Source organism: Robbsia betulipollinis (genome assembly GCF_026624755.1).
Lineage (GTDB): Bacteria > Pseudomonadota > Gammaproteobacteria > Burkholderiales > Burkholderiaceae > Robbsia > Robbsia betulipollinis.
Map to the genome: position 1 here is coordinate 200310 of NZ_JAPMXC010000010.1, position 26293 is coordinate 226602.

The following is a 26293-nucleotide window of genomic DNA, read 5'->3' on the forward strand; positions in this document are numbered from 1 at the left end:
TCGTTTCAACTCAATCGAGAAAGGAGCCTCATGAACAAACAAGAACTGATTGACCAAGTCGTCAAGAAGACCGGCCAGAGCAAGGGCTCGATCACGGAAGCGCTGGATGCCGTGACCGAAGCCATCAAGACCGCCATTGCCGAGGGCGATACGATCCAGCTCGTCGGTTTCGGCAGCTTCAGCCGTGGCGAACGCGCCGCGCGTGAAGGCCGCAATCCGAAGACGGGTGAATCGCTGCAGATCGCTGCTGCCTATACCGCGAAGTTTACGGCGGGCAAGGCGTTCAAGGACGCCATCAACGTCAAGAGCAGCAAGAGCAAGTAATGACAGGGGGGCGCATGCCCACCTGACCGAAGCATTGCCGATGTTTCGCACATCGGGGCGTACCGACCTCGCGACGGCCTTCCAGGCCCCTTCCGGGGAGCGACGCGCCCCGAGTGATGCCAGCGCTACCGTCTAGCGCTCGGACGGGATCACGTTCCAGCGCCTCAGAATCGCGACGATCTGCTGCGCATACTTGTCGCGCAGCGCGGGCGTTTCCGAATGATAGGCCCCCACCGCCGCCCAGCTGTTCCCATATTTGTTCATTTTTTGCCGCAAGTGCCAGGCAGCGATATAGACGCTCGCGCACGGGTCCATCAGTTTGTTGCTCGAAATGCCGTATTGCGCGAGCGCCGGCAGATGGATCGAGTTGATCTGCATGAGGCCGTAATCGATCGAACCATTCTGGTTGCGGTGCAGCGCACCCGGGGCATCCCGCGACTCCTGCCAGGCTATCGCTCGTAAAATCAGTGGGTTGACCCCCTGGTAGCTGCCGGCTGCCGTGAAACAGTCCGTGGCGGCATGAACCGGTGTGCTCGATGCCGCGCTGGCGAAAACGAGCGCGCTCCACCGCCGCCACGGCCAGGGCGGCCGCGGCAGTCGTCGGCCTGAAGCCGGTGGGATCGGGTGAAGGAGAGGCACGGATAGCGCAACGTTTGCGGGCAGTGGCCGGCGCGTGTCGTTGCCGGGTGTCTTGTGCGGGAAAGGCGTTCGCCCCCTGCGGCAGATGACGGCGGCCGGGAATGGCGAGAAAAGCGCAGCCTATGATAACCGGCGCGCTCTCGCGTTGAACAGGGCCAAAAGGCGTGTGGCTTGGCCGCGACGGTAAGCGGCGTGGCGCCGGTGCGCCAGGCGTATCGGCCGGGATCCGCGCGAAATTCATGCGGCGCCTGCTTTGCATCGCATCGCGCTGGACGAGACTTTTATGGCGCCTTTACCATGGAAGGAAACCGGTCGTATGTCCGTCATCCCCCTGCGAAGTTCTCGATTGTAACTTTATTTGTCCGAAAACCTGTTAATGTTCCGGTTTTCCGAACTCCGGGTCCGCGCTGTTCGAGCGGGCCGACCGGCCGGCTAGGCTGCTGCACGTTAGCTTGATTTATGATCAATCAATACTGGAGTGAACGGCCCGTCAGGCGCACGATCGTTGCCGCCCTGCTCGCCGCGGCATTGACGTCATCGCACATGGCTTTCGCAGACGTCACGCTCAATTTTGCCAATGCCGACATCGACCAGATCGCCCGGGCGATCGGCGCGGCCACTGGCAAGACGATCATCGTCGACCCGCGGGTCAAGGGTCAGCTCAGTCTGCAATCGGAACGACCCGTTTCCGACGAACAGGCGCTGAAGACCCTGCAATCGGCATTGCGCATGCAGGGTTTCTCGCTGCTGCAGGATCACGGTGTGCTGAAGGTGGTGCCCGAGGCCGACGCCAAGCTGCAGGGGGTACCGACCTTCCTCGGCAATCGGCCGCAGGCGCGGGGCGACCAGGTCGTCACCCAGGTCTTTCAGTTGCGCAACGAGTCGGCGAACAATCTGTTGCCGATTCTCCGCCCGCTGATTTCGCCGAACAATACGGTTTCGGCCTATCCGGCGAACAATACGCTGGTCGTGACCGATTACGCCGACAACGTGCGACGCATCGCGTCTATCATCGCCGGCATCGATACGCCCGCCGGATCCGCCATCGAGGTCATCCCGCTGAGCAACGCCAGCGCGGTGGACGTGGCGGCAAGCGCGCAAAAACTGCTCGACCCCAGCGCGATCGGCAGCACCGATGCGACGCTGAAGGTCAATGTCAGCGTCGATACACGGACCAATTCCGTCATTCTGCGCGCGAGCAATTCGGCACGCATGGCGCTCGCGAAGTCGCTGATCAGGAAACTCGACGCGCCCACCCGCCAGCGCGGCAATATCCACGTGGTGCCGCTGCGCAGCGCGGACGCGACGGAATTGGCGAAAACGCTGCGCGCCATGATGGGTAGCGCCGGCAATTCGGGAAGCGGCAAGGCCAGCGGCACGGATCTGTTCAGTTCGAACAGCGCATCGGGAGGGTCGTCGAGTTCCGGTGGCCTGGCCAACAGCAACGGCAGCCTGCCGCCGCTGCCCTCCGGCACCGGTTCGACATCCAGCACCAGCAGCTCGGGCACGAGTTCGGGAACGGGTACGACGGGGGGCCTGCTGGGGGCATCTTCCGGTACCGGCGGTGCCAGCGGCAGCAGCGCCGGCAGCGGTTCGTCCGACGAAAGCAGCTCCGGCGGCATGGTTCAGGCGGATGCACCGACGAATTCGCTGATCATCACCGCGCCGGAACCGGTCTATCAGAATTTGAGAAATGTGATCGATCAACTGGATGCGCGCCGCGCACAGGTGTATATCGAGTCGCTGATCCTCGAAGTCTCGTCGACCGATACCGACCAGTTCGGTATTCAGTGGCTGACGTCGGCGGGCCTCACCGCGGCGGCGACGACGACGAGCGGCATCGGTATCGTGCGGACGTTCAGCAGCATCCTCGGTTCCGGGGGACTCTTTCAGGCGCTGTCGAACAAGAGCGACGTCAACGTGCTCTCGACGCCGAATCTGGTGACCCTCGACAACCAGGAAGCACGCATCCTGGTGGGAACGAACATCCCGTTGAAGACCGGTTCGATCGCCAACACCACGTCGACGACCTCCGCGTACAACACCTACGACCGCAAGGACGTGGGGATCATGCTCAACGTGCGCCCGCAGATCAGCCAGGGCGGCACCATCAAGCTGCAGATCTACCAGGAAGATTCGAGCGTCGATCCGACGACCGCGACCGCGGACGCCGGGTACACGATCAACAAACGGTCCCTGCAATCGACGGTGCTGGTCGACAATGGTCAGATCATCGTCCTGGGCGGTTTGATCCGCGACTCCTATACGAACGGCAATTCGAAGGTACCGTGGCTGGGTAACATCCCCGTGCTCGGCTCGTTGTTTCGCGCGGAGAACAAAACGCGCACCAAGACCGATTTGATGGTGTTCCTGCGGCCGGTGATCATCCGCGATTCGGACACGTCGCGGGAAGTCTCGCTGGACCGCTACGATTACATGCGGGCGCAGTCGGCGAATTATCGCAGCGACAATCGCCTGATTCTCGACAGGAACGTGCCGATGCCGCCGCCGATCGAATCGCCGACGGATCCGAACAATACCGTCCGCGTGCCGGGTTTGATGGACTGGAACCACAGCACGCGCAGCGCGAGCGGTCCCTACGTTTCGCCGAACGTGCTGGACCAACCGCCGTACCAGCCGGATCCGGCATTGATTCCCGGCGCGGGTGCCGCCGGCAACGGAACGCAGGGTCGTGCGAATAGCGCATCGGGCAAGCGGCCGCCGCCGGTGGAGACGGACCAAGGGGCCCGGCCGTGAGGGGCGCCGGCGTACGCGCACCTGAACGGGCGGCGCCTTCGCCACTCGCCGCGCGCATGCTGAACTACGGCTTCGCGCGCAGCGGTCAGTTGCTGATCGCGCGTCAGGACGCACACGGTCTCGAGGTCTGGACCAGCGAGCGCACCCGCCCGGCCGCGCTGGCCGAGGTGGCACGCCGTTTCGGCGCGCTGCGCGTGGTGCGTATCGACGGCGAAGAGTTGACGACGGCGATCAACCGGGCATATTCGCTGCAGGACAGCAGCGCCGCGCAGATCGTCGGCGAAGTCGAAGGGGAAGTCGACCTGTCGCGCTTGATGCAGGACATCCCGGAAATCGAGGATCTGCTGGAATCGGAGGACGATGCACCCATCATCCGGATGATCAACGCGCTGCTGACGCAGGCCGCGCGCGAAGGCGCTTCGGATATCCACATCGAGCCGTTCGAACAGTCGTCGGTGGTACGGTTTCGCGTCGATGGCGCCCTGCGCGACATCGTGCGGCCGAAAAAGGCGCTGCACGGCGCGCTGATCTCGCGCATCAAGATCATGGCGCAACTCGACATCGCCGAAAAGCGGCTGCCCCAGGACGGGCGCATCACGCTGCGCGTCGGTGGCCGGCCGGTGGACGTGCGCGTCTCCACCCTGCCTACCGGTCATGGCGAGCGCGCGGTGCTGCGGATGCTCGAAAAGGACGCGCAGCGGCTGAACCTCGAAGCGCTCGGCATGGCCGCCGACACGCGTGCGCAATTCGACCGGTTGATCGGCAAGCCGCACGGCATCGTGCTGGTGACCGGCCCGACGGGTTCGGGCAAGACCACCACGCTGTACGCGGCGCTGTCGCGGCTTGAAACCACCGCGACGAACATCATGACGGTCGAGGATCCGATCGAATACGATCTGACCGGCATCGGCCAGACGCAGGTGAACGACCGGATCGGGATGAATTTCGCGCGAGCGCTGCGTTCGATCCTGCGGCAGGACCCGGATGTCATCATGATCGGCGAAATCCGCGACCTGGAAACCGCGCAGATCGCGGTGCAGGCCTCGCTGACCGGGCATCTGGTGCTGGCCACGCTGCACACGAACGACGCCGCGTCGGCGGTGACGCGTCTGACCGACATGGGCGTCGAACCCTATCTGCTGGCCTCCAGCCTGCTGGGCGTGCTGGCGCAACGGTTGGTACGTCAGCTTTGCCCGGCGTGCCGGATCGAGCGCGACGGATCCTGGCATCCCGTGGGATGCGACCGTTGCAACCAGACGGGTTACCAGGGGCGCCGCGGCGTCTATGAACTGCTGACGATGGACGACCGGGTGCGCCGCATGATCCACGACGAGCAAAGCGATGCGGAGTTGCTGAGCGCGGGGCGCGAGGGCGGCATGCGCACGCTGCGCGAGGATGCCGACCGGTGGTTGTCGAGCGGCGTGACCTCGATGGAAGAAGTGCTGCGCGTGACCGGCGACGTTTGAGGCGGCATCGCACCCGCTGGCGGCGCGCCCTGCGAACCCCACCGCTGCCCCGATTCGCGGGCCCGTAACCGTGCATAACCCTCTCTGACGATGCCAGCCTTTCGCTTTGAAGCCATCGATACCGCCGGCAAGACGCAGCGCGGCGTCATCGACGCCGAGAGCGCGCGCAATGCGCGTGGCGCGTTGCGCGCGCAGGGTCTCGCGCCGCTGGTGGTCGAGCCGGCTGGCCGTGCCCAGCAGGCCGGACGGGGCCAGCGTCTGTCGCTGGGCCGCAAGCTTTCGACGCGCGAACAGGCCTTGTTCACGCGGCAACTGGCGAGCCTGCTGGTGGCCGGGCTGCCGCTCGACGAAGCGCTGGCGGTACTGTCCGAGCAGGCCGAACGCGAATATGTCAGGGAACTCGTCGCGGCGATTCGCGCGGAAGTGGTCGGCGGGCAATCGCTGGCGGGCGCCCTGGCGCTGCACGCGCGCGATTTCCCCGACATCTACCGCGCGCTGGTGTCCGCCGGCGAGCATACCGGCAAGCTCGGTCTGGTGCTGGGGCGTCTGGCCGACTACATCGAGCAGCGCAATGCGTTGCGACAGAAAATCCTGCTGGCCTTCACCTATCCGATCGTCGTGACGGTGGTGGCCATCGGCATCGTCAGCTTCCTGCTCAGCTACGTGGTGCCGCAGGTGGTCAACGTTTTCGTGGGCAGCAAGCAGGCATTGCCGCTGATCACCGTGATGATGCTCGGCCTGTCGAATTTCCTGCGCGGCTGGTGGTGGGCGGTACTGCTGGTGGCGGGCGGGGTGTTCTGGATCGGCCGGCAGATATTGTCGATGCCGGGTCCCCGGCTGGGGTTCGATCACTGGCTGCTGGGCGCGCTGGTGGTGGGACGGCTCGTGCGCGGCTACAACACGGTGCGTTTCGCGAGCACGCTGGCGATCCTGTCGGCGGCCGGGGTACCGATTCTGCGCGCGCTTCAGGCCGCGGGCGAGACGCTCAGCAACACGGCGATGCGGGCGGTGATCGACGATGCGATCGTCAGGGTGCGCGAAGGCACGTCGTTGTCCCGGGCACTGGCGAACACGCGCACGTTTCCGCCGGTGCTGGTGCATCTGATTCGTTCCGGCGAGGCGACCGGAGACGTGACGACGATGCTCGACCGCGCGGCCGCCGGCGAATCCGCGGAACTGGAGCGACGCACGATGTTCCTGACGACCTTGCTCGAACCGTTGCTGATCCTGGCGATGGGCGGCATCGTGCTGTTGATCGTGCTGGCGGTGATGATGCCGATCATCCAGCTCAACCAGATGGTGCAATGACGCCGGGGCGGCGTGCGCGCCCGGTGCGCCTAGTGCATGTAGATCGTTCCGCCCGCGGCGCCCGGGCCGGCGACGGGCGCCGGCAACGTGACTTCGCTGCGGGCGCCGTTGCGGTCGACGATCACCGAGTTCGCGCGCACTTCCGACAGCGTGATGTCGCTGCCGACGTGATTGCCAACCGCGATCGCCTGCGACGGGCCGTTGTCGACGCTGATGATCGCCGCCGCGCCGCGCCCGCCGCCCAGCGACAGGATGCCGGACAGGCGCAGGCGGCTGTCCTGGGCGCGGTCGTCCCCGAACAGGCCGGCCGCCGCGCTCAGCGAAACGGGCGCCTGCACGCTGGCCGCGCCGACGGGCACGGGCAACGGCGTGGCGAGCTTGATGACCCAGTAGGTCAGCGTCGCACAGAAAAGACCCAGTGCGGCGAGCGAGACGATCGAGAAGGAAAGTCGGTTCATGGCGGCTATTGTAGAACGCCATCGTGGCTCGTGTGTGATCACGTTGCACGCAATGCGGGAAGCTTGACGGCGGTGCTGGTGAGCGGGGTGCGCGAGGGTTAAACTGCGCCAGCATTTGTGGCTTTCTTGACAACAGTAATAGGCAACCGAGGTAAAGGCATGCAAGTATCCAACGTCGCTACCGTCGCTCCTGCAACGGTTTCCCCAGACGTCGTCCAGCGTCGGCCGTCGCGCGCCGCGCGCGGTTTGGGCCGCGATTTCTGCCGGACTCCCGGTCAGACACGCGGCCGTGGTTTCACGCTCATCGAGGTGATGGTCGTGATCGCGATCATCGGCATCCTGGCCGCGCTGATCGTACCGAAGATCATGAGCCGTCCGGACCAGGCGCGGCGTGTCGCCGCCACCCAGGACATCGCGACGGTCATGCAGGCGCTGAAACTGTACCGGCTCGACAACGGCCGTTATCCGACGACCGATCAGGGACTGCGCGCGCTGGTCGAGAAGCCGGGCACCGAGCCGGTGCCGAACAACTGGAAGGACGGCGGCTATGTCGAACGTCTGCCCAGCGATCCGTGGGGCAACCCGTACCAGTACCTGAACCCCGGCGTGCACGGCGAGGTCGACGTTTTCAGTTATGGCGCCGACGGCAAGGCCGGTGGCGAGGGCAACGACGCGGATATCGGCTCGTGGCAGTGAGCGCCTTGATGGATAACCTCAGCTGATTTCCGGTCGCATTTTCCGGACGGCTCTCCCCGGCACCGCCAACATGATGTCAGCAGCGCCTTTTCCCCGCGTCTTTCCGGCGCGTGTCCGCGCCGGTTCCCGGCGGGCGGGCGTACGCCCCGTGCAGGCGCGTGCGCCGCAGCGCGGCTTCACCTTGCTCGAAGTGCTGGTGGTGCTGGTGATCGGCGGCTTGCTGGTTTCGCTCGCCTCCCTGTCTTTCTCGCGCAATCCGCGCACCGACCTGCTGGAACAGGCGCAGCGGCTCGCGCTGGTTTTCGAGACCGCGGGCGACGAAGCGCAATTGCGCGCCGCGCCCATCGCATGGCAGCCGATCGCCGGCGGCTACCGGTTCACGGTGCGAGGCCGGGACGGCTGGCGTCCGCTCGCGGACGAATTGCTCGGTCCCACGCGCTGGCGGGAACCCATCAATGGCGTCGCGATCCAGCATCCCGGCGAAGGGGGTACCGCGCAGCGGTCGAATACCCTGGTGTTCGGCACGGAAAGCGTGGGGACGCCGGTGGTCGTCACGTTGTTTTCCGATGCCGGATCGATCAGCATCGCGTCCGATGGCAGCGGCCGCTTCGATGTGGCATCGGGAGCGGCGCGATGAAGCCGCGGGCGCGGGGCTTCACGCTGATCGAAGTGCTGGTGGCGCTGGCGATCGTCGCGATCGCGCTGACCAGCGCGCTGCGCGCCGTGGGCAGCGTCGCCACCGGCAGCGCCGCCCTGCACGACCGCCTGCTGGCCGGCTGGAGCGCCGACAACCGTATCGCGGAGCTTTACCTGCAACGCGCCTGGCCGGATATCGGCACGACGACCTTTGCCTGCCCGCAGGGCACACAAATGCTGGTCTGCGTGCAGACGGTGGCGGCAACGCCCAATCCCGTGTTCCGGCGCGTGGAGGTCTCGGTGCGCAGCGCCGAGACGGGTAATACCTTGTTGGCGGACCTCGTGACGGTGGTGGCGGATGAAACGCGTCGAGCACTCTGAACGGCGCCGGCGCGCGCGCGCGACGCGGGGTTTCACGCTGATCGAATTGATGATCGCAATCACGATTCTCGCGGTGGTGGCGGTTTTGTCCTGGCGCGGGCTGGATCAGATCATTCGCGGGCGCGAGGCGATCGCGAACGTGATGGTCGACGAACGCGTGCTGGCCCAGACCTTCGATCAGCTCGGCAGCGATGCCCGCGCGGCCAGCACCGACGACGATGCGGGGGGAGCGGCGATCGTCGTCGGCGACGGCATGCTGCAGATCGTGCGCTGGCTGTACGCGCCGGGACGCGCGCCGCGTCTGCAGGTCGTGCGCTACGTGCTCGAGTCCCGTCAGTTGTTCCGGCTGGCGTCGCCGCCGCTGGCGTCGGTCTCGCAGGTGCGCGAAGTGTTGCAGGGGTCCGGGCAGGGCGGCGACGGCTGGAGCCGGGTCGCCCTGATTCACGGTGTCGGCGCAATGCGCTCGCGCGCGTGGATTGACGACAGGGGGTTGACCGGGAGCATGTCGGAGGTGAACGAAGCCGCCCGCCTGGCCGTATTGCGTCTGTCGAGCCCGATGAGTCACGACACGCCCCTGTTTCGCACCGTGACCGGCGTCGCGGTGGATGTCGTGATCGGTGCGAACGCGACGCCCTTCTCGCGCCTCTATCCGGTGGGCCAATGACCTTCCCTGCCCCGCGTCGTCGGTCTTGCGAGCGCGCGCCGCGTCAGCGCGGTGCGGCATTGATCACCGCCTTGCTGGTGGTGACGCTGGCGGCGGTACTGGTGTCCGGCCTGCTCTGGCGCGAGCAGGTGCAGATCCGCCGCGTCGAGAATCAGCGGCAGAGCCAGCAGGCGCGCTGGGTGTCGCGCGGCGTCTTCGCGTGGGCGCGGCTGATTCTGCGTTCCGAGGCGGATTCCGCGCCGGTGACGTACCTGGGCGGGGTCTGGAGCGTGCCGATCGCCGAGACGCGGCTTTCCAGTTTTCTGGGTCGATTCGGCGAGGCCCGCGCCGAGCAGGGCGCGTCCACCTGGCTGTCGGGTACGATCGAGGATGCGCAGGCGAAATTCAATCTGCGCGACCTGGTGACCGCGGGCGGCGTTTCCGGGTTCGATGTCGACCCGGTTTCGCTCGGCGAATTTCGCAAACTGCTGGAGGAACTGGGAATCGACAGCCAGCTCGCGACGCCGGTCGCGCAGCGCATCCGGCAGTCGTTGATGCGTTCCGTGACACGTGGCCAGCGCGCCGACAGCGGCAACCCCGTGTCCGACGCCATGGCCGGTGCACAGAACGGATCGGGCCGAACCGGCGGTGGCTTCACGGACGATCCCGGTCTGGCGGGCAGCGACGACGGTGCCGGCGAGCAGCCGATCCAGATGCACGACGTCGATGCCCTGCTGGATGTTCCCGGCTTCACGCCGGCCGCGATCGCGCAACTGGCGCCCTTCGTGACGGTGCTGCCGGTGCCAAGCCAGATCAATCTGAACACCGCCCCGGCCGAAGTGATTGCCGCGCGGGTGCCGCTCCTGTCGCTGGCGCAGGCGCAGGTCTTCGTGCAGAACCGCAAGCAGATTTTCGTGATCAACCTCGCGGATGCGCAGACGCGCCTGGAGCGCATGGCGCCGGACCTGGGCGGACTCGACCCGGCGCGCTTCGACATCACATCGAATTTTTTTCTGATTCACAGCCGGGTGCGGCATGAAAACGCGGTGGTGGATCGCGTGGCGCTGGTCTACCGCAACCCCCGCACCCACCAGACGCATGTCATGCAGGTACGCGATGTCCCATCGGCTGAGTAATATCGCAGGGGGAGCGGCGGATCCTGCACCGCTGTCGACCGAGCGACGCACACGAAGGATGAAGACGCCTTGAGCACCTTGACCGTATTACTGCCGCCGCGCGACGCGGCGCTTTCGCCGCAGGCGTGGCAATTGCCCGCGCTGCGCTTCGTGCTCACCGACCGGCGTGGACGCACATTGCGCACCGGCGAGGCGCCGCTGACGCTGCTGCCCCCCGCCCGTACCACGGTGTTGATCGTGGCCGCGCGGGACGTGCTGCTTGTCGATGCGGTGGTGCCGCCGCTCGCGGGTCCGCGTCTGCGACAGGCGCTGCCCAATATCGTCGAGGACCAGCTGCTGCCCGACGGACCGCCGCCGCATATCGCGCTCGGTCCGGCGCCGGCGGGCCTGCGCAAGACCGCCGCGCGGCGCACGCTGGCGGCGATCGATCGCGGCTGGCTGCGCTTCCTGCATGAATCGTTCACGGCTGCGGGGCATCGTACGATCCGCGCGGTGCCGATCGTCGCCTGTCTGCCGCTGGCCGACGTTGCGGTACCGCTCGCCACGGCGACGGCAGGAGAGGATCTTGTCGCGGCGGCAGACGGTCTCGCGGTTCCCGACGCCATCGATGCCGCGGCTGCCCTCGCCGAAGAGCAGGCGCTGGCCGATACGCGAGCGCTGGCGGCCAGTGCCACGGTGCTGATCGTGGGCATGGGGGCTTCGCCCGCGGCGAGCGGCCAGCGTCTGCTGGATGCGATGGCGGCCTATCCGGCGTTCGCGCCGGGCGATGTGCCGGGCCTGGCCGCTGCCGGTGGGCAGATGCCGGGCGACGCCCTGTACGACGGCGGGCTGTACCAGGTGGGCGCGAGCGATGGCGCGCCCCAGGTCGAGGTGGCGATCCGGCGCCTGCCGCTGCCGGCCGCCGGAGCGCCGGTCATCGGGGTACCGGCCGAGGGGAGCCGTCTGGCCGGCGAAGGGCTGGCCGTGCCGCTCGATGCGTTGACCGGCACGCTGGAAGCGTTGCTGCCGCCGGCTTCCGGCCGGGAGGCGACGCCCGAAACGGCGTGGCTGTCGTCCGCCGGCGGTGCTCTGCCCGGACGCGAGGTATTCCGCTTGACCACGCACGCTGCCCTGCCGGAACCGCTGGTGCCCACGCCGGCCGCGGCACGGGGCCGGGTGGACGGAGCGCGAGGCGCGGCCGCGACGTTCGAGGCCTCCGACGGCGGCGAGGCGGACGCGCGTCTCGATCAGGCATTGCGTAGTGTCGGCCTGATCGCCCGGCCGATCGATTTCGGCGCGCTCGCGCTGGCCGCGCGCGAATCGACATTCGATCTGTGCCAGTTCGAATTCGCGGCCCAGCCGTGGCGGCTGCGCCCGGGCGTCTGGGGCCAGTTGCGTCTGCCGCTCGGTCTGCTGGCCGCGAGCGTGGTCGTCGCGGTGCTGGGTCTGAACCTGCAATGGCGGCAACTCGCGCGCGAACGCGACGCGATCCAGACGCGCATGACGGAATTGCTGCTGGAGGCGTTCCCGCGCACCAGCGTGGTGCTCGACCCCGCCGCGCAGATGACCCGTTCGCTCGATGCGCTGCGGGTGGCGGCCGGCGAGCTGTCGCCGGACGATTTTCTCTCGCTGACGAACGGGCTGGCGGCGTCGCTGGGCGCGATTCCCCGTACCGCCATCGATTCCCTCGACTATGATCGCCAGGACTTGCAGCTGACCTTCCGTCCCGACGCGAAGATCGACGGCGATTTCCGCCAGCGGCTTTCGCAGAACGGGCTGGACGGAAGTTTCGACGGCAAGCGCTGGACGATCAGGAGTATCCGATGAAAGCGATCCTCATCGCATGGTGGGACGAGCGCAACGCGCGCGAAAAGCGCTTGCTGGCCCTGGGCGCGGCGATCATCGTCCTGCTGCTTTTCTATCAGGTGCTGGTCGCGCCCGCGCGCGATGGCAGCGCGGCGATCCGCGCGGCCCTGCCGACGATGAAACAGCAACTGACGACGATGGAAGGCCAGGCGGGCGAGGCGAAACGGCTGGCCGGCGTCGCGCATACCGTGGCGCCCAGCGGCGACAGCCTCGTCAATGGCGTCTCCGCGTCGCTGACGGACCGCGGGTTGGCGCCCACGAAGGTGGAACTGGCCGGCAACGCGGTGCAGGTCGAGATGAAGAACGTCGCGTTCGCGCGCTGGATCGGCTGGCTCGACGACGCGCGCAGGCAACTGAAGGTGAAGGTGTCGCAGACGCACGTCACGCCGTCGGGCAACAGCGGGCGCGTGGACATCCGCGCGACGCTCGATGCCGGACCGCTCGACCGCCAGGCGCGCTGACGATGGCGCCGACTCCGCCCCGCGACCCGGCGGCCGTCCCGCCCCCCCCGCGTCCGTCCCGGAGCGGTTCCTGGCGGCCGTCGCTACGGCGGCCGTCGCCACGGCGGCGGCCGGCAGCGGACGCACTGCCGGCCGCCAGGATCGCCGGCGGCGCCCCCGGGTGGCGGTCCCCGGGCGGGCGCTGGCGCGCGTGGCTGCGGGTGCTGCCCTGGCTGCTCGTGGTCTGCGTGGCCTGTCTCGCCACCGTGCTGGTGCTGTTGCCCGCCGCCTGGATCGTTCCCCGTTTCGCCGCGGCCACCGGCGGGCGCGTCAGTCTTGTCGATCCGCAGGGTTCGTTGTGGCACGGCTCGGCGCGTCTGATGCTGTCGGCCGGCAGCGATGCCGAGGGCGCGACCGTGATGCCTAACCGGATCGCGTGGACCACGCGCGCCTGGCCGCTGCTGAGCGGACATCTGCGCATGGTGATGCGGGAGGAGCAGCCGCAGGCGCTGCCGGTCCTGCTGGATGCGCGCTGGGACGGCACGACCCTGTCGGCTGGCGGACTCGCGGTGCCGGCGGGTTTGCTGACCGGCCTGGGCGCGCCGTTCAATACCCTCGACTTTCAGGGCGACATGCGCCTGGACTGGACCGAGTGGCGTCTGATCGGGGATCGCGCGTATGGCGGTCTGGTCGTGAGTCTGCGCGACCTGAGTTCCCGCGTTTCGCTGGTGCGCCCGCTCGGTACCTATCGTGCCACGGTGACCGCCGCCGGCCAGGAGGGCACGCTCGTCGTGGAGACGCTTTCCGGGCCGCTGACGGTGAGCGGCGACGGTCAGTTCCGCGATGGCCGGATGAATTTTGCCGGCAGGGTGAGCAGCAGCGACGAAGCGCGGCCGAATCTGGCGGGACTCCTGAACCTGATGGGTCGCCCGCTTGGGGACGGCGCGCACGCATTGAGTTTCGTGCGCTAGGCGTGGTGCGCGGGGAACGACCGCGCGCGACCCGTGCACCGATGTAACCACGGGTAATCACAAAGCCCGGGAAAAGCGTCAGAATGCGGCATCGGGGATGCCGCCGGGCCCATTCCTCTCCCCGCCGCGCCCGGTCGCGACCGGCCCTCATGCATGACACGTATGACACGCACCACACGTATGACATCGAAGAATGCCACGCCTTGCAGTTCCCTGTTCACGTCGACGCCCTCCCCGGCGCCCGGGGACGCCCGGTCCGGACCGGGCGCGCACGCCGCGCCGCGCGCTTTCCGGCACCGCGGGCGCCGCTGGGCGCTGTCCACGGTATGTGCCGCGCTGAGCGCCGGTGCCGGCCTGGCGGGCTGCACGATCGGGCCCGATTACAGCCGGCCGACCCTGTCGGTACCGGCGGCCTACAAGGAAACGCCCGCCGGCTGGAAAGTCGCGCAGCCGGCGGATCATGCAGACCGCGGCGCCTGGTGGGAAATTTTCGGTGACCCGGTGCTCGACGGGCTGATCGAGAAAGCGAACCGCTCGAATCAATCGATCGCGTCGTACCAGGCGGCCTATCGGCAGGCGGGGGCACTGGTGGCCCAGGCGCGCGCCGGCTACTTCCCGACGCTCGGCGCCAGCGCCAGCACGACCCGCGCCGGTTCCGGCACCGCCACCGGCAATACGTCGCACAGCTATGCGACGTCGCTGACCGCCTCGTGGGAACCCGATCTCTGGGGCAGCATCAGCCGCGACGTGGCCGCTGAGCGCGCCAGCCAGCAGGGTGCCGAGGCGAATCTGGCGAACGCCCGTCTATCGGTGCAGGGCACCCTCGCGCAGGATTACTTCGCGTTGCGCGGCCTGGATGCGGCACAGGCGCTGTACGATCGGACCGTCACGGCCTACACGCAGTCGCTGGCGGTGACGCAGAACCGCTACAACGTGGGTGTCGCCGGCCGTGCCGATGTCGTTCAGGCACAGACGCAATTGCAAAGCGCGCAGGCCTCGGCGAAGGACAACCAGATCAGCCGCGCGCAATACGAACATGCGATCGCGGTGCTGGTCGGCGAATCCGCGTCGACGTTCTCGATCGCGGCCGCGCCGCTGGACGCCCAGCCGCCGACCATCCCGATCAGTCTGCCCGGCGCCCTGCTGGAGCGGCGTCCCGACGTCGCGGCGGCGGAGCGGACGGCGGCGGCGGCGAACGAGCAGATCGGCATCGCGCAGGCGGCCTTCTTCCCCACGCTGACCCTGTCGGCATCGGGTGGCTTCGACAGCACGTCGATCGCCAACTGGCTGACCGCTCCGGCGCGCTTCTGGTCGCTCGGCCCCTCGCTCGCGGCGACGCTGTTCGACGGCGGCCTGCGGCATGCGAAGGTCGACGCGGCCCGGGCGGTATACGACCAGGAGGCCGCGACGTACCGCGCCACCGTGCTGGCGGCCTTCCAGGACGTCGAGGACAATCTGGCGAGCCTGCGGATCCTGGCGGACGAGGAAACGATCGAGCGTCAGGCGGTGGCGTCCGCCGAGCAGGCGCTGGCGATCGTGACCAATTCCTACAAGGCGGGGACGACGACGTTTCTCGATGTGCTGACCGCGCAGGCGACGGCGTTCACTGCGCAGCGCAGCCTGGTCGACATTCAGAGCCGGCGCATGGTGTCGGCGGCGGGTCTGATCAAGGCACTGGGCGGTGGCTGGGATGGATTGGGCAGCGGCGATGCGCAGGCGGTGCAGGCGACATCGCCGACGGCGCCCGCCGCCCCCGCCACGGCGCCGGTTCGGTCCACGTCTTAGAGGGTCAGCCCGCCGGCTCGCGGTCCAGTTCCGGATAGTGGCGGAAGATGCCCTGCTCGTTGAACGGCAGGCGCCGTCGGGAGGCGAGATAGGCGGCCAGCCGTTCGCGCGCGGCGACATTGCGGCGCAGTGCGGCGACGCGCGGAAAACGCTGTGCGAAGTCCCGCATGCCGCGCGGGAACGCGTAGTGCAGGCCTTCGACCAGCTGGAATAGCGACAGGTCCGCATAGCTCGCCTCCGGCGTCGCGAGCCAGCCGCCGGCCGCGGGATTGCGCGCGATGACCTGATCGAAATAGCCGAGGAACTTGGGGATGCGTGTGTCGATGAAATCTCCCGCGCGCACCCGAGCCGACGCTTTCTGATCTTCGTAATACAGACCGCTGGCGATGGGATGATGCGTGTCGTGGGCTTCCGTGACGGCGTCGGCGATCGTCAGTTGCAGGCCGTTGATGAACAAACGCCGCGCTTCCTCGGCAGGCGCGAGCGAGAGGCGCGGCCCGAGGAAAAACAGGATATTGGCGGTCTGCGCGATCCACTGTTCGCCGGCCTTCAGGAACGGCGGCGCAAAGGGCTGCCGCAGGGGCGCGGCGTCGGCGGCGTCGCCCGACGGATCCGCCATCAGCGCCTGCATCGCCGCCATGCCGTTTGCCTGGCGCGCGACGTCGACATAGTCCGCGCCGGCATCCTCCAGCGCGAGCCGCACGAATTCCCCGCGTCCCTGCAGCATCGGCCAGTAATAGAGTTCATAGCGCATCGGCTTACTCCCGCCCGCTGTCATGGCGGGCCATGAAAGCATCGAAATCGATATCGTCACGCGCCTCGATCTTTCGCTGGCGCGCGATCGACTCGGCACTTTCCGCCAGCAGGCGCGCCTCGTCCGCCGCGGCGAGCGGTGCCGCCAGGAAATGCGCGGCGTGAGCGCGGCTCTGCCGCAGGCCGAACGCTGCGAAGCTGCCGCTGGCAACGATGTCTGCCAGTGCCCGCGCCGACGGCAGGCTCGACGGGTCCGCCAGTTTTGCGCGCTGCGCGGCGACCGCCGCGGTGTGCCCCGTCATGCCGGAGGATTCGTCCAGCACGCGCGCGGCGGCCTCGATGCGTTCGAGCAGCATCTCGGCCCAGGCGTGCAGCGCAATGGGCTGCCCTTCGCATTCGAGCATCTTGCCGGGCTGCCGTCCCGACTTGGCCACGAGGAGGAAATTCGCGTCCGCCTCGGCCTGCAGCGCGGCATCGGCGGGGCTGTCCTCGAGCACGCACATCGTCAGAAAGGCATCGAGGAAGCGTACCGTCGTCGCGCCGATGCCGGCGGGCTCGAACGGGTCGATATCGAGGCAGCGTACTTCCACGTACTGGATACCGCGCTTCGTCAGCCCCTGGAGCACCCGTTCGCCCGCTTCGCCCACGCGTTTGGGCCGAATGGTCGCATACAGTTCGTTTTCGATCTGCAGCAGGTTGCCATTCAATTGCACCCATTTGCCATCGCGATGCGTCCCCAACGCTTCGTAAGGCGCATGCGGCGTCCGGACCGCGTCGGCGAGACCCGCCAGGTAGGCGCGCAGCGAACGCAAATCCGGGCGTCCGCTGCCGCTGGCGGCGCGGTTGTGATAGCCCAGATCGCTCATGCGCAGGCTGGTCGCGTGCGGCAGGTAGAGCGTGTCCTCGCCCAGTGCCTGAAGCCCGTTCGGCCCGGCGTTGCCGCTCCCCTCCTCGCCGGCATCCGCCGCGCCGCTCGCGCCGGCGCCGAAGAAGCTGCGGTCCAGCGCCGGCGACGCCCCGAACAGATACAGCAGCAACCAGCTGAAGCGGCGGTAGTTCCGGATCAGGGCCATGTAGCTTGCGGACTGGATGTCGTCCGGCGCCGCCGCGTGCTGCCGGTCGTCGGGGCTGCTCGGCCCGTGCAGCAGCGGCCATATGTCTTCGTGCAGCGAGAAATTGTAGTGAATGCCGGCAATGCACTGCATCTTGCGCCCGTAGCGCAACGATAGCCCGTGCCGGTAGACATGCTTGAACCGGCCCTGGTTCGACGACCCGTACTGCGCGATGGGGATCTGCGGGTCAGGCGGCAGGTGGCCCGGCATTGATACGTCCCAGAGCAGTTCGTCGCCGATGCGCCGGTGCACGAAGGCGTGCAGCACCTGCAGCGCTTCGACCGCGACGACGGGGTCCGCCACCGGCGGGGTGATGAATTCGAGCAGGGACTCGGAGTAATCGGTCGTGAGTTCCGGGTGCGTCAGGGCCGCGCCCAGTGCCGACGGGTGCGCGCTGTCGGCGAGCGTGCCCTGCTGCGTCACGCGCAGGCTTTCCTTCTCGATACCCCGTTTTCCCTTTGCCAGCCATCCGTTCTTGGCCGCCTGGCGCAGCAATTCCAGCCGGCGCGCAAATCCCCCGGCCGCTTTGGTCGATGTCGTTGTTTTCATTGATCAATGCAGTGTACTGTCGCCTGCGCCCCGTTCCGGCGGATAACGAGGCAGCGTGTATCGGGCACTTTAACACTTCGCGGAACGCGATGCTGATTGCCCCGGACGGCTGGCTGAGAGCATCTTTTCGGTCATTTGAATGTGCGGGAGAACCCTCTTAGAGTTAACCCTCTAAAAACCCGGTTGCGATAGAAAATAAAAACCGTTAAATTCGTACCTGTCTCCTCCATGTCTCCTCCTGATATGGATTCCACCCGCCCTTGTGGCGGGTTTTTTTTTGGATAACTTTTGGGACATCCCTGGAGCGCGCCACCGGATGGAACGCGACGAAAGTGGCGTGGCGGTCCGTATAATGAGACAACAGCTTCGCCACGGGATCGGCGACGGGCCCCGCGCCCCTCGGCGCCAGCTCCGGCAAAGGTTTCCTTGGAGAGAATATGATGCAGATCGGATCCATTGTGCGCTCCAGTCATATCGCGGTCCCGTCGGGTGCGATGGGCATCGTGACACGCATCATCGGCGACATGGCGATGGTGACCTGGTATGCCGGCATGCCCGGCGCGTCGCCGGTGCTCAATACCGAGCCCTTCTTCGTTGCGGATCTGATCGATACCGGCGATGTCCTGCCCTCCGCACCCGTCAGCCGCGCCGTCCATTGACCACTTCCAAGGAAACCCCCTTCGCGACCCTGAACCCGGACCGGGTGCTCGACGCGATCGAATCGACCGGGTTGCACGTCGACGGCCGGCTGTATGCGCTCAACAGTTTCGAGAATCGGGTCTATCAGGTCGGCATCGACGACGCGCCGCCGCTGATCGCGAAGTTCTACCGGCCGCATCGCTGGTCGGACGAAGCGATTCTCGAAGAGCACCGTTTCACCGCTGCGCTCGAGGCGCACGAATTGCCGGTGGTCGCGCCATCGGTGCGGGGCGGCGTGACGCTGCATCATTTCGAGGATTTTCGTTTCGCGCTGTTTCCACGGCGCGGCGGCCGCCCGCCGGAGCTCGAGGACCGGGCCACGCTGGAATGGCTGGGCCGCTTCATCGGCCGCATCCACGCGTTCGGCGCGACGCACGCGTTCCTCGCACGCGGCGCGATCGACATCGAGACCTACGGACGCGAGCCGCGACGCTATCTGCTGGAGAGCGGTTTCGTCCCGGCGGCACTCACCGACGCTTATCGCAGCATCGTCGATCTGGCACTCGATGCGGTGTCGCGCGCATTCGACCGCGCCGGCGACGTGAAGTCGATCCGCCTGCATGGCGATTGTCACGCAGGCAATGTGCTGTGGACCGATGCCGGGCCGCACTTCGTGGATTTCGACGACAGCCGGATGGGGCCGGCGGTCCAGGATCTGTGGATGCTGCTGCCGGGCGATCGCGAAGGGCAGCGTGCTGCCCTGGCAGACGTGCTGGCCGGTTACGAGGACTTTTGCGATTTCGATCCGCGTGAACTCTATCTGATCGAAGCGCTGCGCACATTGCGCCTCATCCACTACAGCGCCTGGCTCGCGCGCCGCTGGGACGACCCCGCGTTTCCGGCCGCCTTTCCCTGGTTCAATACGTCTCGCTATTGGGAAGACCGCATCCTCGAACTGCGCGAACAGGTCGCGCTGATCGACGAGGAACCGCTCTGGCCGGTGTGACGAACGGTGCCGTGCGCGAGGGGGCTTCCCGGTCTGCGCCCCCGGCCGTGCACGGACGCGCGCCTGCCCGGGCGTTGCATCGCTAAACGGGAATTTCCGGACGCGACGCCGAACGCGTGCCCGGCCGGGGCGCGTTGCCGACGCCATGGTAGGTGAAGACCAGCGAAAACTTGACCTGTTCGCTGAGATTCCTGCCCGCGGCGTGCAGGGTATTGCAGTGGAAGAAAATCACGTCGCCCGCCGCAAGCGTGGGCGATACCGCATGGCGGATCAAGGCCTGGTTCTCGGGAAGATCGTCGCGGAAAAACTTCGCATCGTCGAATGCATGCGGCGCGAAATCGGGCCGGTGCGATCCCGGGATCAACCAGAGCCCGCCGTTGCTCGCGGTTTCGTCGCCCAGCGCGAACCAGGCCGATACCAGGTCGTCCCGCGCGAACGACCAGTAGCGCGCGTCACGATGCCAGCCGGTCAGGCTGCCATATTGGGGATGCTTGGTCATCATGCAGTTATGGTGCGTGCGCGACAGCAGCACCTGTTCGCCAAAATACGTCGTCATCCAGCCGCTGACGTCCGCGGACGTCGCGAACGCGGCGAATGCGGGATCGCGGCCGTACGCATCCAGCAGGCGCCGCACGGTCCTGCCGCCCGGGGCGCTCGACGACGCCGGCGCGCCGGGATACTGCAGATCCGCCTCGCGTTCGAGCGGGGCCTCGGCCGCGTTCAGTTGCGCTTGCGCGCGCTCGCGTACCCACGCGCATTCCTGCGCGGGTACCAGACCACGAACGATGACGAAGCCGTCGCGTCGTAGCGCGTCGATCTGTTCCTTCTTGGTTTCCGCTGTCATGCCCATCCTTGTCACTTTCGTTCCGGCAACCGTCGTCTTGCGGAGCCGGCGCGCCATCGCGTTCACGGCGCGCACCGCTTCCGAATTGTAAATCTCCCATTGCGCAGGTGCAGTGGTGGCATGGCGGTTTTTTGACGTCGCCGCGATGGCCCTGCATGGACAGATTGTTTCTTGCTATCGTTGTTATCAATAAAAACTATCGTGCAACCCTGTGCAATTGTTTTCGTTTCGGTAGGGTTGAGCGCCGTACTGCAAAAAATGCATGTCCCAGGCGCGATGAGCAACGCGATCGGGGAGACATGCAGGTTTGCCAGGATGCCGATTGCGTCGCCATTCGCCTCGTTGCGCGCCGGCTGGCGCCACGGCCCGCCTGGCCCGACGGTGTTTTGCAACGGTTGGGCCGGGGGGTGGAACGGCCTTTGCGACGCACCCTTTTCGGAGGGCGTGACCATTAGCGTCCTGCCCCATCTAATAAAGGAGTCAGCAATGGCCAATCAATCCCCCGCAAAACCAGGCGTACCGAACAGCGTCCAGCCGTCGGGCACGGCGCCGAAAGCGGGTGCCACGAGCAAGGACATGCAACTCGACACCTTCAGTGTCAACCCGGAAAACGAAGCGCTGCGCACCAATCACGGCGTGAAGATTTCCGACGATCAGAACACGCTGAAACTTGGCGAGCGCGGCCCGTCGCTGCTCGAAGATTTCATCATGCGTGAAAAGATCACCCATTTCGACCATGAGCGCATTCCCGAGCGGATCGTCCACGCACGCGGCGCGGGTGCGCATGGTTTCTTCCAGGTCTATGAAGCGCAGACCGAACTGACCAAGGCGGCGTTCCTGCGCGATCCGGCCGTCAAGACGCCGGTGTATGTCCGCTTCTCGACCGTCCAGGGCTCGCGCGGCTCCGCCGACACCGTACGTGACGTGCGCGGGTTCTCGGTGAAGTTCTATACCGAGGAAGGCAACTACGATTTCGTCGGCAACAACATGCCGGTGTTCTTCATCCAGGACGCGATCAAGTTTCCGGACTTCGTGCACGCCGTCAAGCCCGAGCCGCACAACGAAATCCCGCAAGGCGCGTCCGCGCACGACACCTTCTGGGACTTCGTCTCGCTGGTGCCGGAATCCATGCACATGGTGCTGTGGGTGATGTCGGACCGCGGCATTCCGCAGAGTCTGCGTTTGATGGAGGGTTTCGGCATTCACACGTTCCGTCTCGTGAACGCGGCGGGCAAGAGCCGTTTCGTCAAGTTCCACTGGCGTCCGGTGCTGGGTTCCTACTCGCTGTTGTGGGACGAAGCGCAGAAGCTGGCCGGCAAGGATCCGGACTTCAACCGCCGCGATCTGTGGAATGCCATCGAGCAGGGCGATTTCCCGGAATGGGAACTGGGCGTGCAGATCGTCGAGGAAGAGGACGAACACAAGTTCGACTTCGACCTGTTGGACCCGACCAAGATCATTCCGGAAGAACTCGTGCCGATCAAGATGCTCGGCAAGATGACGCTGAACCGCAATCCGGACAACTATTTCGCGGAAACCGAGCAGGTCGCTTTCTGCCCGGGTCACATCGTGCCGGGCATCGATTTCAGCAACGATCCGCTGCTGCAGGGCCGCCTGTTCTCGTACACCGATACGCAGATCAGCCGCCTGGGTGGCCCGAACTTCCATCAACTGCCGATCAATCGTCCCGTCACGCCGAACGTCAACAACCAGCGCGACGCGATGCATCAGAGTTCGATTCATCGGGGGCAGGCATCGTACGAGCCGAACTCGATCGCGGGCAACTGGCCGAAGGAAACGCCGGCCGCTGCGGTGGACGGTGGCTTCGAGACCTATCACGAGCGCGTGTCCGGTGAAAAGATCCGCAAGCGCAGCGAATCGTTCGCGGATCATTACTCGCAGGCAACGCTGTTCTGGAAGAGCATGAGCGCGCCGGAACAGGATCATATCGTGGCCGCCTATCAGTTCGAGTTGTCGAAAGTCGAGCGCGAATTCATTCGCCAGCGCGTGGTCGACAATCTCGCGAACATCGACCCGGTACTCGCGCAGCGCGTCGCGGAAGCCCTGGGCCTGACGCCCGCGGCACCGACTCAGCCGGGTTCGGCCAAATCGAAGAGCGGCAAGGCAGGCGTGGACGTGTCGCCGTCGCTGAGCCTGATGAGCAAGGTAAAGCCAGGCATCAAGAGCACGCAGATCGCGATCCTCGCCGCCAAGGGCGCGGACCCGAAAAGCATCGCCGCGGCGAAGACGGCGCTCACCGCTGCCGGTGCGCACGTCAAGGTCATCGCGCCGATGCTGGGCGAGGTCGCCCCGGGCATCTTCGCCGACGCGACGATCGCCGGCATGCCGTCGATCGCGTTCGACGCCGTGTTCCTCGCCTGCGGCGAAGCCAGCGCCAAGGCCCTGTCCGCCTCGGGTGACGCCCGCCACTACGTGCTCGAAGCCTACAAGCACCTGAAGGCGATCGCCGCGGTGGGTTATGGCCGCGACGTGTTGCAGGCGTCCCACCTGCCGGTCAGCGAGGAAGGCGTGTTGAGCGGTGATACCGCGAACGTCGATGCCGTCGTCGCCGACTTCATCGAAGCCATCGGCAAGCACCGCGTCTGGTCCCGCGCCGCAAAGGCCGCTTCGGTTCCCGCCTAAGCGATCCGGCTCGACCCGGCCTGGCGGCTGGGGCGAGCGGGTCCTGCAAGGCCCCCGGCATTGTCTCAGGACATATGCCGTGGGCCTTTTTCTCGTGGCCCGCGGGTATACACCGTATCCCGGAAAAGTGCGATCGTCCTTTTTTTATCGATTGCTGGTCTATACTGGAATCGTCGGCAAACCGAAAAATACCGGCGATGTCGGCGACAGGAACTGGAAACGCGTGCAAGACCCGACAGCAGGCTGGAGACCACGATGAACTTGTTAGACAACCTAAGCAATATGACGCTTTCGCGTACCGATCTGATCCTGCTGCTGCCGATGGCGCTGGTCGGTGTGGTGCTGATGGGCGGGGTACCCTGCCGGACGCGCATCGCGCATTACGTGCTGGAGGGCGTGGGTGCCGTCGTCGGTGCCCTCGTCGCGATCGTGATGATGGGCAGCCTGTCCCGCATGCTATGACGCGGGCCCGCGCGGGTGCATGACACCCGCCGAGCTGTCAGACGCCCCTCCCGAACATGCCGCGGTCGCTCAACGCCGCGCGAATCTGCGCCGGCCCTGCCCGTTTGGGCAAAATTATCTCGAAAACGGTGCCGTTCGTCGCATCGGAGCGCACTTCGAGGCGTCCCAGATGCAGCGCGACGAGTTCGTGTGCGATGAACAGCCCCAGGCCCAGACCCTGCGCGTTCTGCGGCGCCGTGGCACCCGATCGGAACGGTTTGAACAGATGGGCGCGCGCGGTCTCCGGAATCTCGCCGGCGTTGGTCACCGTGATGCGTAATTCATGGCGGCGCGTGCCGTCGACGCGGACCGTGACCGGGACGGATTTGTCCCCATGATGGAGGGCGTTGCCGATGAGGTTCGATAGCACCTGTGCGAGCCGGTCTGCGTCCCAGCACCCCACGGTGTCCCCCATGCATTCGAGGACCACGGTTTTTTCCTGGCCCGGGCTCTCGAATTCCCCGATGATCGCCTCGCAGATCGGCAGCAGGTCGACATCGGTGGGCGTCAGAACCAGCTGACTCGAGCGCATGCGCGCGACGTCCAGCAACTGATCGATCATCTTCGCCATGCGCATGCCACTGCCGCGGATGCGCTCGGCGGACGCCAGGACGCGCTGCGGATCGCTGACCCGGCGCAACACCTCCGCGCTGGCCATGATCGACGACAGCGGATTGCGCAGGTCGTGCCCGAGCACCGCGATGAACATCTCGTTCGTGCGCACCATCTGGCTGACGGCTTCGAGCTGCTCGGCGAGTTGCTGTTTCTGGGACTGGAGCTGGACGAAGACCTCGACCTTGCTGCGCAGGATGTGCGGATCGAAAGGCTTGTAGAGGAAGTCGACCGCACCCGCTTCGTAGCCGCGGAAGGTGCGCATGGCGTCGCGGTCGGTGGCGGTCAGGAAGATGATCGGGACATGGCGCGTGCGCGGGCTGCCGCGCATCAGTTCCGCCAGTTCGAACCCGTCCATTTCCGGCATCTGCACGTCCACCAGGGCCAGCGCGATATCGTTCTGCAACAGCTGTTCCAGCGCTTCGGCGCCCGAATAGGCATGCAGCGCTTCCACGCCTGGCCGGCTCAGCAAGGCGTCCAGCGCAACGATATTCTGCGGAACGTCGTCCACCAGCAGGATTTTGATTGTCTGACTCATAGATGATCCGTATGCGCTGGCGATACCGCAGCGGCGGATGCTCCCGCCTGACGTCCGGCAACGGCCGCGTCTGCCTGCGATTGACGCTCGAACCGCTGGGCGATTTCTTCGAGCGTGAGGACCGCGTCGACCACGCCACGTTCGATTGCCGCGAGGGGCATCGCCGTGGCCCGTGCCTCGGCCGGTGCCTGCGCCCATGTGGTGCCGCCGGCCTTGCGGATCGCCGCCATGCCGGCGGCGCCATCCGCGCTCGCGCCGGTCAACAAGATCCCCAACAGGCGGTTGCCGTAGGCCCAGGCAGCAGATTCGAACATCACATCGATCGACGGCCGTGAAAAGTTGACGGCCTCATCGACCGACAGCGCGCAGGTCCGGTCGGCATTCACCAGTAAGTGATAGCCGGGCGGGGCGAAATAGACGGTTCCGCCGCGGATCGGCTCGCGATCGCTGGCTTCCAGGACCGGCAGCACGCAGCGCATGGCGAACAGGCGGGCGATCTCGCTTTGCCCGTCCGGCGGCAGATGCAGCACGATGACGATGGCAGGGGCGAAATGGCGGCCGAGGCGCGGCAGCAGCAGGCTCAGTGCTTCGACGCCACCGGCCGAGGTGCCGATCACCACGGCCTCGCAGGCGGCATCGATCGCATCGAGGGCGCTGGATGGAGAAGACGGCGCCGGACAGGGAAGGGTCATTTAACGCTTCTGGTAAATACGGGCATCGTTGGCGAACTCGTCGAAGGCGTCCGCATGGCCGTTGAAGCGCATGCTTTCCTTGCTGCCGAGACCGAGAAAGCCGCGCCGTACCAAGGCGTCGGCGAACAGGCCGGTGGCGCGATTCTGCAATGCTTCGTTGAAATAGATCAGAACATTGCGGCAGGAAACCAGATGCACCTCGGAAAACACGCTGTCGGTGGCCAGGCTGTGGTCCGCGAACACGACGTGCCGCTTCAACGTGCGCGAGAAGGTCGCGGCGCCGTAGGCCGCGTGATAATAATCCGACAGCGAGCGCTTGCCGCCGGCGGCGATATAGTTTTTCGAAAAGCCGGCGATCCGGTCGAGCGGATAGATGCCTTCCGCCGCAACGCGCAGGGCCTGCGGATTGACGTCGGTCGCATACATCAGGGTCCGGTTGATCAGCCCCTCTTCTTCCAGCATGATCGCCAGCGACCATAATTCCTCGCCGCTGCTGCATCCCGCCACCCAGATCTTGACCGAGGGATACGTCTGCAATATCGGGAAAACCCGTTCGCGCAGCGCCTTGAAATACCAGGGGTCGCGAAACATCTCGCTGACCTGCACGGTCAGGTATTGCAGCAGGCGCGCGAACGCCGCCGGATCGTGCAGGATCCGGCCCTGCAACTCGGACAGCGTCGCGCATTCGAAATCGGCCCGCGCCTGCGTCATGCGGCGGCGCAGCGAGGCGATCGAGTAATTCCGAAAATCGTGCTGATATTTGAGATATATCGCGTCGAGTAGCAAGCGCAGTTCGATGTCGAAATCGTGCATCGGCAGGGCGTGTTCGTTCGTCGACCTGCCGGGCGCAATCTGATCGTGAGCGCGAATCGTAAGCGGATCGTGAGCGGAACTCAAGGCATCTCCCTTCGCGGGTCCT

Annotated in this window: 25 protein-coding genes; 17 read left to right on the top strand and 8 right to left on the bottom strand. The window is 66.3% G+C overall.

The window, feature by feature from the left end:
• The first annotated feature begins 30 nt into the window (after positions 1-30).
• Positions 31-324 (top strand): HU family DNA-binding protein, encoded by a 294-nt coding sequence (locus OVY01_RS18705; RefSeq protein ID WP_267849077.1) that lies wholly within the window; start codon positions 31-33, stop codon positions 322-324.
• 132 nt (positions 325-456) lie between these two features.
• Here the strand turns inward: OVY01_RS18705 and OVY01_RS18710 are convergent, their stop codons facing one another.
• The gene (locus OVY01_RS18710) at positions 457-921 is read right to left on the bottom strand and encodes a lytic transglycosylase domain-containing protein (protein ID WP_267849530.1); all 465 of its coding nucleotides are present in this window, start codon (positions 919-921) and stop codon (positions 457-459) included.
• 501 nt (positions 922-1422) lie between these two features.
• On the opposite strand from OVY01_RS18710, the gene gspD reads away from it, so the two are divergent.
• The 3 genes from gspD (at position 1423) to gspF (ending at position 6494) form a co-directional block, all read left to right on the top strand.
• Positions 1423-3720, top strand: coding sequence for a type II secretion system secretin GspD (gspD, locus tag OVY01_RS18715; protein ID WP_267849078.1), 2298 nt, complete (start codon positions 1423-1425; stop codon positions 3718-3720).
• Positions 3717-5186: a type II secretion system ATPase GspE gene (gene gspE, locus OVY01_RS18720; RefSeq protein ID WP_267849079.1), complete on the top strand. Its 1470-nt coding sequence runs from the start codon at positions 3717-3719 to the stop codon at positions 5184-5186. Before gspD ends, gspE begins: the two co-directional genes overlap by 4 nt.
• Positions 5187-5276: 90 nt before the next feature.
• Positions 5277-6494 (top strand): type II secretion system inner membrane protein GspF, encoded by a 1218-nt coding sequence (gspF, locus tag OVY01_RS18725; protein ID WP_267849080.1) that lies wholly within the window; start codon positions 5277-5279, stop codon positions 6492-6494.
• A 29-nt stretch (positions 6495-6523) separates the two neighbouring features.
• Here gspF and OVY01_RS18730 read toward each other — a convergent pair whose 3' ends face one another.
• Positions 6524-6952, bottom strand: a complete 429-nt coding sequence (locus tag OVY01_RS18730; protein WP_267849081.1) for a type II secretion system protein N — start codon at positions 6950-6952, stop codon at positions 6524-6526.
• 246 nt (positions 6953-7198) lie between these two features.
• Between OVY01_RS18730 and gspG the strand changes: the two genes are divergently transcribed.
• The 9 genes from gspG to OVY01_RS18775 all read left to right on the top strand — a co-directional run bounded on the left by gspG (position 7199) and on the right by OVY01_RS18775 (position 15485).
• Positions 7199-7648 (top strand): type II secretion system major pseudopilin GspG, encoded by a 450-nt coding sequence (gene gspG, locus OVY01_RS18735; protein WP_267849531.1) that lies wholly within the window; start codon positions 7199-7201, stop codon positions 7646-7648.
• A gap of 73 nt (positions 7649-7721) precedes the next feature.
• On the top strand, positions 7722-8285 hold the full coding sequence (locus tag OVY01_RS18740) for a GspH/FimT family pseudopilin (protein ID WP_267849082.1): 564 nt from the start codon (positions 7722-7724) through the stop codon (positions 8283-8285).
• Positions 8282-8665 (top strand): type II secretion system minor pseudopilin GspI, encoded by a 384-nt coding sequence (gspI, locus tag OVY01_RS18745; protein WP_267849083.1) that lies wholly within the window; start codon positions 8282-8284, stop codon positions 8663-8665. Before OVY01_RS18740 ends, gspI begins: the two co-directional genes overlap by 4 nt.
• Positions 8643-9329, top strand: a complete 687-nt coding sequence (locus tag OVY01_RS18750) for a PulJ/GspJ family protein (RefSeq protein ID WP_267849085.1) — start codon at positions 8643-8645, stop codon at positions 9327-9329. Before gspI ends, OVY01_RS18750 begins: the two co-directional genes overlap by 23 nt.
• The gene (gspK, locus tag OVY01_RS18755; RefSeq protein WP_267849086.1) at positions 9326-10444 is read left to right on the top strand and encodes a type II secretion system minor pseudopilin GspK; all 1119 of its coding nucleotides are present in this window, start codon (positions 9326-9328) and stop codon (positions 10442-10444) included. Before OVY01_RS18750 ends, gspK begins: the two co-directional genes overlap by 4 nt.
• 69 nt (positions 10445-10513) lie before the next feature.
• Positions 10514-12250: a type II secretion system protein GspL gene (gene gspL / locus OVY01_RS18760; protein ID WP_267849087.1), complete on the top strand. Its 1737-nt coding sequence runs from the start codon at positions 10514-10516 to the stop codon at positions 12248-12250.
• Positions 12247-12750 carry a type II secretion system protein M gene (locus OVY01_RS18765; protein WP_267849089.1) on the top strand — a complete coding sequence of 168 codons (504 nt, stop codon included), beginning with the start codon at positions 12247-12249 and terminating at the stop codon, positions 12748-12750. The genes gspL and OVY01_RS18765 overlap by 4 nt, the downstream gene beginning before the upstream one ends.
• Before the next feature lie 2 nt (positions 12751-12752).
• Entirely contained in the window at positions 12753-13700 is a 948-nt protein-coding gene (locus OVY01_RS18770) for a type II secretion system protein N (RefSeq protein WP_267849090.1), read from the top strand.
• Positions 13701-13880: 180 nt separating this feature from the next.
• Positions 13881-15485 (top strand): efflux transporter outer membrane subunit, encoded by a 1605-nt coding sequence (locus OVY01_RS18775; protein WP_267849091.1) that lies wholly within the window; start codon positions 13881-13883, stop codon positions 15483-15485.
• Between the two features lie 4 nt (positions 15486-15489).
• Here the strand turns inward: OVY01_RS18775 and OVY01_RS18780 are convergent, their stop codons facing one another.
• Together OVY01_RS18780 and gshA are read right to left on the bottom strand one after the other, a co-directional pair.
• Positions 15490-16239 (bottom strand): glutathione S-transferase, encoded by a 750-nt coding sequence (locus OVY01_RS18780; protein ID WP_267849093.1) that lies wholly within the window; start codon positions 16237-16239, stop codon positions 15490-15492.
• Positions 16240-16243: 4 nt separating this feature from the next.
• The gene (gene gshA / locus OVY01_RS18785; RefSeq protein WP_267849094.1) at positions 16244-17899 is read right to left on the bottom strand and encodes a glutamate--cysteine ligase; all 1656 of its coding nucleotides are present in this window, start codon (positions 17897-17899) and stop codon (positions 16244-16246) included.
• A 440-nt stretch (positions 17900-18339) separates the two neighbouring features.
• Between gshA and OVY01_RS18790 the strand changes: the two genes are divergently transcribed.
• The gene (locus OVY01_RS18790) at positions 18340-18558 is read left to right on the top strand and encodes a hypothetical protein (RefSeq protein ID WP_267849095.1); all 219 of its coding nucleotides are present in this window, start codon (positions 18340-18342) and stop codon (positions 18556-18558) included.
• Complete coding sequence (locus OVY01_RS18795; RefSeq protein ID WP_267849097.1) at positions 18555-19544, top strand: serine/threonine protein kinase; 990 nt, start codon at positions 18555-18557, stop codon at positions 19542-19544. The genes OVY01_RS18790 and OVY01_RS18795 overlap by 4 nt, the downstream gene beginning before the upstream one ends.
• An 82-nt stretch (positions 19545-19626) precedes the next feature.
• Here the strand turns inward: OVY01_RS18795 and OVY01_RS18800 are convergent, their stop codons facing one another.
• Positions 19627-20388: a phytanoyl-CoA dioxygenase family protein gene (locus tag OVY01_RS18800; RefSeq protein WP_267849099.1), complete on the bottom strand. Its 762-nt coding sequence runs from the start codon at positions 20386-20388 to the stop codon at positions 19627-19629.
• A gap of 486 nt (positions 20389-20874) precedes the next feature.
• Between OVY01_RS18800 and katE the strand changes: the two genes are divergently transcribed.
• On the top strand, positions 20875-23031 hold the full coding sequence (gene katE, locus OVY01_RS18805; protein WP_267849100.1) for a catalase HPII: 2157 nt from the start codon (positions 20875-20877) through the stop codon (positions 23029-23031).
• A 255-nt stretch (positions 23032-23286) separates the two neighbouring features.
• Positions 23287-23493 (top strand): hypothetical protein, encoded by a 207-nt coding sequence (locus tag OVY01_RS18810; RefSeq protein ID WP_267849101.1) that lies wholly within the window; start codon positions 23287-23289, stop codon positions 23491-23493.
• A gap of 37 nt (positions 23494-23530) precedes the next feature.
• On the opposite strand, the gene OVY01_RS18815 is transcribed toward OVY01_RS18810, so the two are convergent.
• The 3 genes from OVY01_RS18815 to OVY01_RS18825 are packed head-to-tail and all read right to left on the bottom strand — an operon-like array spanning position 23531 to position 26187.
• The gene (locus OVY01_RS18815; RefSeq protein ID WP_267849103.1) at positions 23531-24682 is read right to left on the bottom strand and encodes a hybrid sensor histidine kinase/response regulator; all 1152 of its coding nucleotides are present in this window, start codon (positions 24680-24682) and stop codon (positions 23531-23533) included.
• Positions 24679-25374 carry a chemotaxis protein CheB gene (locus OVY01_RS18820; RefSeq protein ID WP_267849104.1) on the bottom strand — a complete coding sequence of 232 codons (696 nt, stop codon included), beginning with the start codon at positions 25372-25374 and terminating at the stop codon, positions 24679-24681. Before OVY01_RS18820 ends, OVY01_RS18815 begins: the two co-directional genes overlap by 4 nt.
• Positions 25375-26187: a CheR family methyltransferase gene (locus OVY01_RS18825; protein ID WP_267849532.1), complete on the bottom strand. Its 813-nt coding sequence runs from the start codon at positions 26185-26187 to the stop codon at positions 25375-25377. It abuts the gene before it with no gap.
• Between the last annotated feature and the right edge of the window lie 106 nt (positions 26188-26293).

Bases quoted from the DNA above. Each gene is read 5' to 3' on its own strand.
- OVY01_RS18810 (WP_267849101.1), top strand. From the start codon at position 23,287: ATGAACTTGTTAGACAACCTAAGCAATATGACGCTTTCGCGTACCGAT.
- OVY01_RS18775 (WP_267849091.1), top strand. From the start codon at position 13,881: ATGACATCGAAGAATGCCACGCCTTGCAGTTCCCTGTTCACGTCGACG.
- OVY01_RS18740 (WP_267849082.1), top strand. From the start codon at position 7,722: ATGTCAGCAGCGCCTTTTCCCCGCGTCTTTCCGGCGCGTGTCCGCGCC.
- gshA (WP_267849094.1), bottom strand. From the start codon at position 17,899: ATGAAAACAACGACATCGACCAAAGCGGCCGGGGGATTTGCGCGCCGG.
- OVY01_RS18780 (WP_267849093.1), bottom strand. From the start codon at position 16,239: ATGCGCTATGAACTCTATTACTGGCCGATGCTGCAGGGACGCGGGGAA.
- OVY01_RS18750 (WP_267849085.1), top strand. From the start codon at position 8,643: ATGAAACGCGTCGAGCACTCTGAACGGCGCCGGCGCGCGCGCGCGACG.
- OVY01_RS18730 (WP_267849081.1), bottom strand. From the start codon at position 6,952: ATGAACCGACTTTCCTTCTCGATCGTCTCGCTCGCCGCACTGGGTCTT.
- katE (WP_267849100.1), top strand. From the start codon at position 20,875: ATGGCCAATCAATCCCCCGCAAAACCAGGCGTACCGAACAGCGTCCAG.
- gspF (WP_267849080.1), top strand. From the start codon at position 5,277: ATGCCAGCCTTTCGCTTTGAAGCCATCGATACCGCCGGCAAGACGCAG.
- OVY01_RS18815 (WP_267849103.1), bottom strand. From the start codon at position 24,682: ATGAGTCAGACAATCAAAATCCTGCTGGTGGACGACGTTCCGCAGAAT.
- OVY01_RS18820 (WP_267849104.1), bottom strand. From the start codon at position 25,374: ATGACCCTTCCCTGTCCGGCGCCGTCTTCTCCATCCAGCGCCCTCGAT.
- gspK (WP_267849086.1), top strand. From the start codon at position 9,326: ATGACCTTCCCTGCCCCGCGTCGTCGGTCTTGCGAGCGCGCGCCGCGT.
- OVY01_RS18705 (WP_267849077.1), top strand. From the start codon at position 31: ATGAACAAACAAGAACTGATTGACCAAGTCGTCAAGAAGACCGGCCAG.
- OVY01_RS18770 (WP_267849090.1), top strand. From the start codon at position 12,753: ATGGCGCCGACTCCGCCCCGCGACCCGGCGGCCGTCCCGCCCCCCCCG.
- OVY01_RS18825 (WP_267849532.1), bottom strand. From the start codon at position 26,187: ATGCACGATTTCGACATCGAACTGCGCTTGCTACTCGACGCGATATAT.
- OVY01_RS18765 (WP_267849089.1), top strand. From the start codon at position 12,247: ATGAAAGCGATCCTCATCGCATGGTGGGACGAGCGCAACGCGCGCGAA.
- gspD (WP_267849078.1), top strand. From the start codon at position 1,423: ATGATCAATCAATACTGGAGTGAACGGCCCGTCAGGCGCACGATCGTT.
- OVY01_RS18800 (WP_267849099.1), bottom strand. From the start codon at position 20,388: ATGACAGCGGAAACCAAGAAGGAACAGATCGACGCGCTACGACGCGAC.
- OVY01_RS18790 (WP_267849095.1), top strand. From the start codon at position 18,340: ATGCAGATCGGATCCATTGTGCGCTCCAGTCATATCGCGGTCCCGTCG.
- gspI (WP_267849083.1), top strand. From the start codon at position 8,282: ATGAAGCCGCGGGCGCGGGGCTTCACGCTGATCGAAGTGCTGGTGGCG.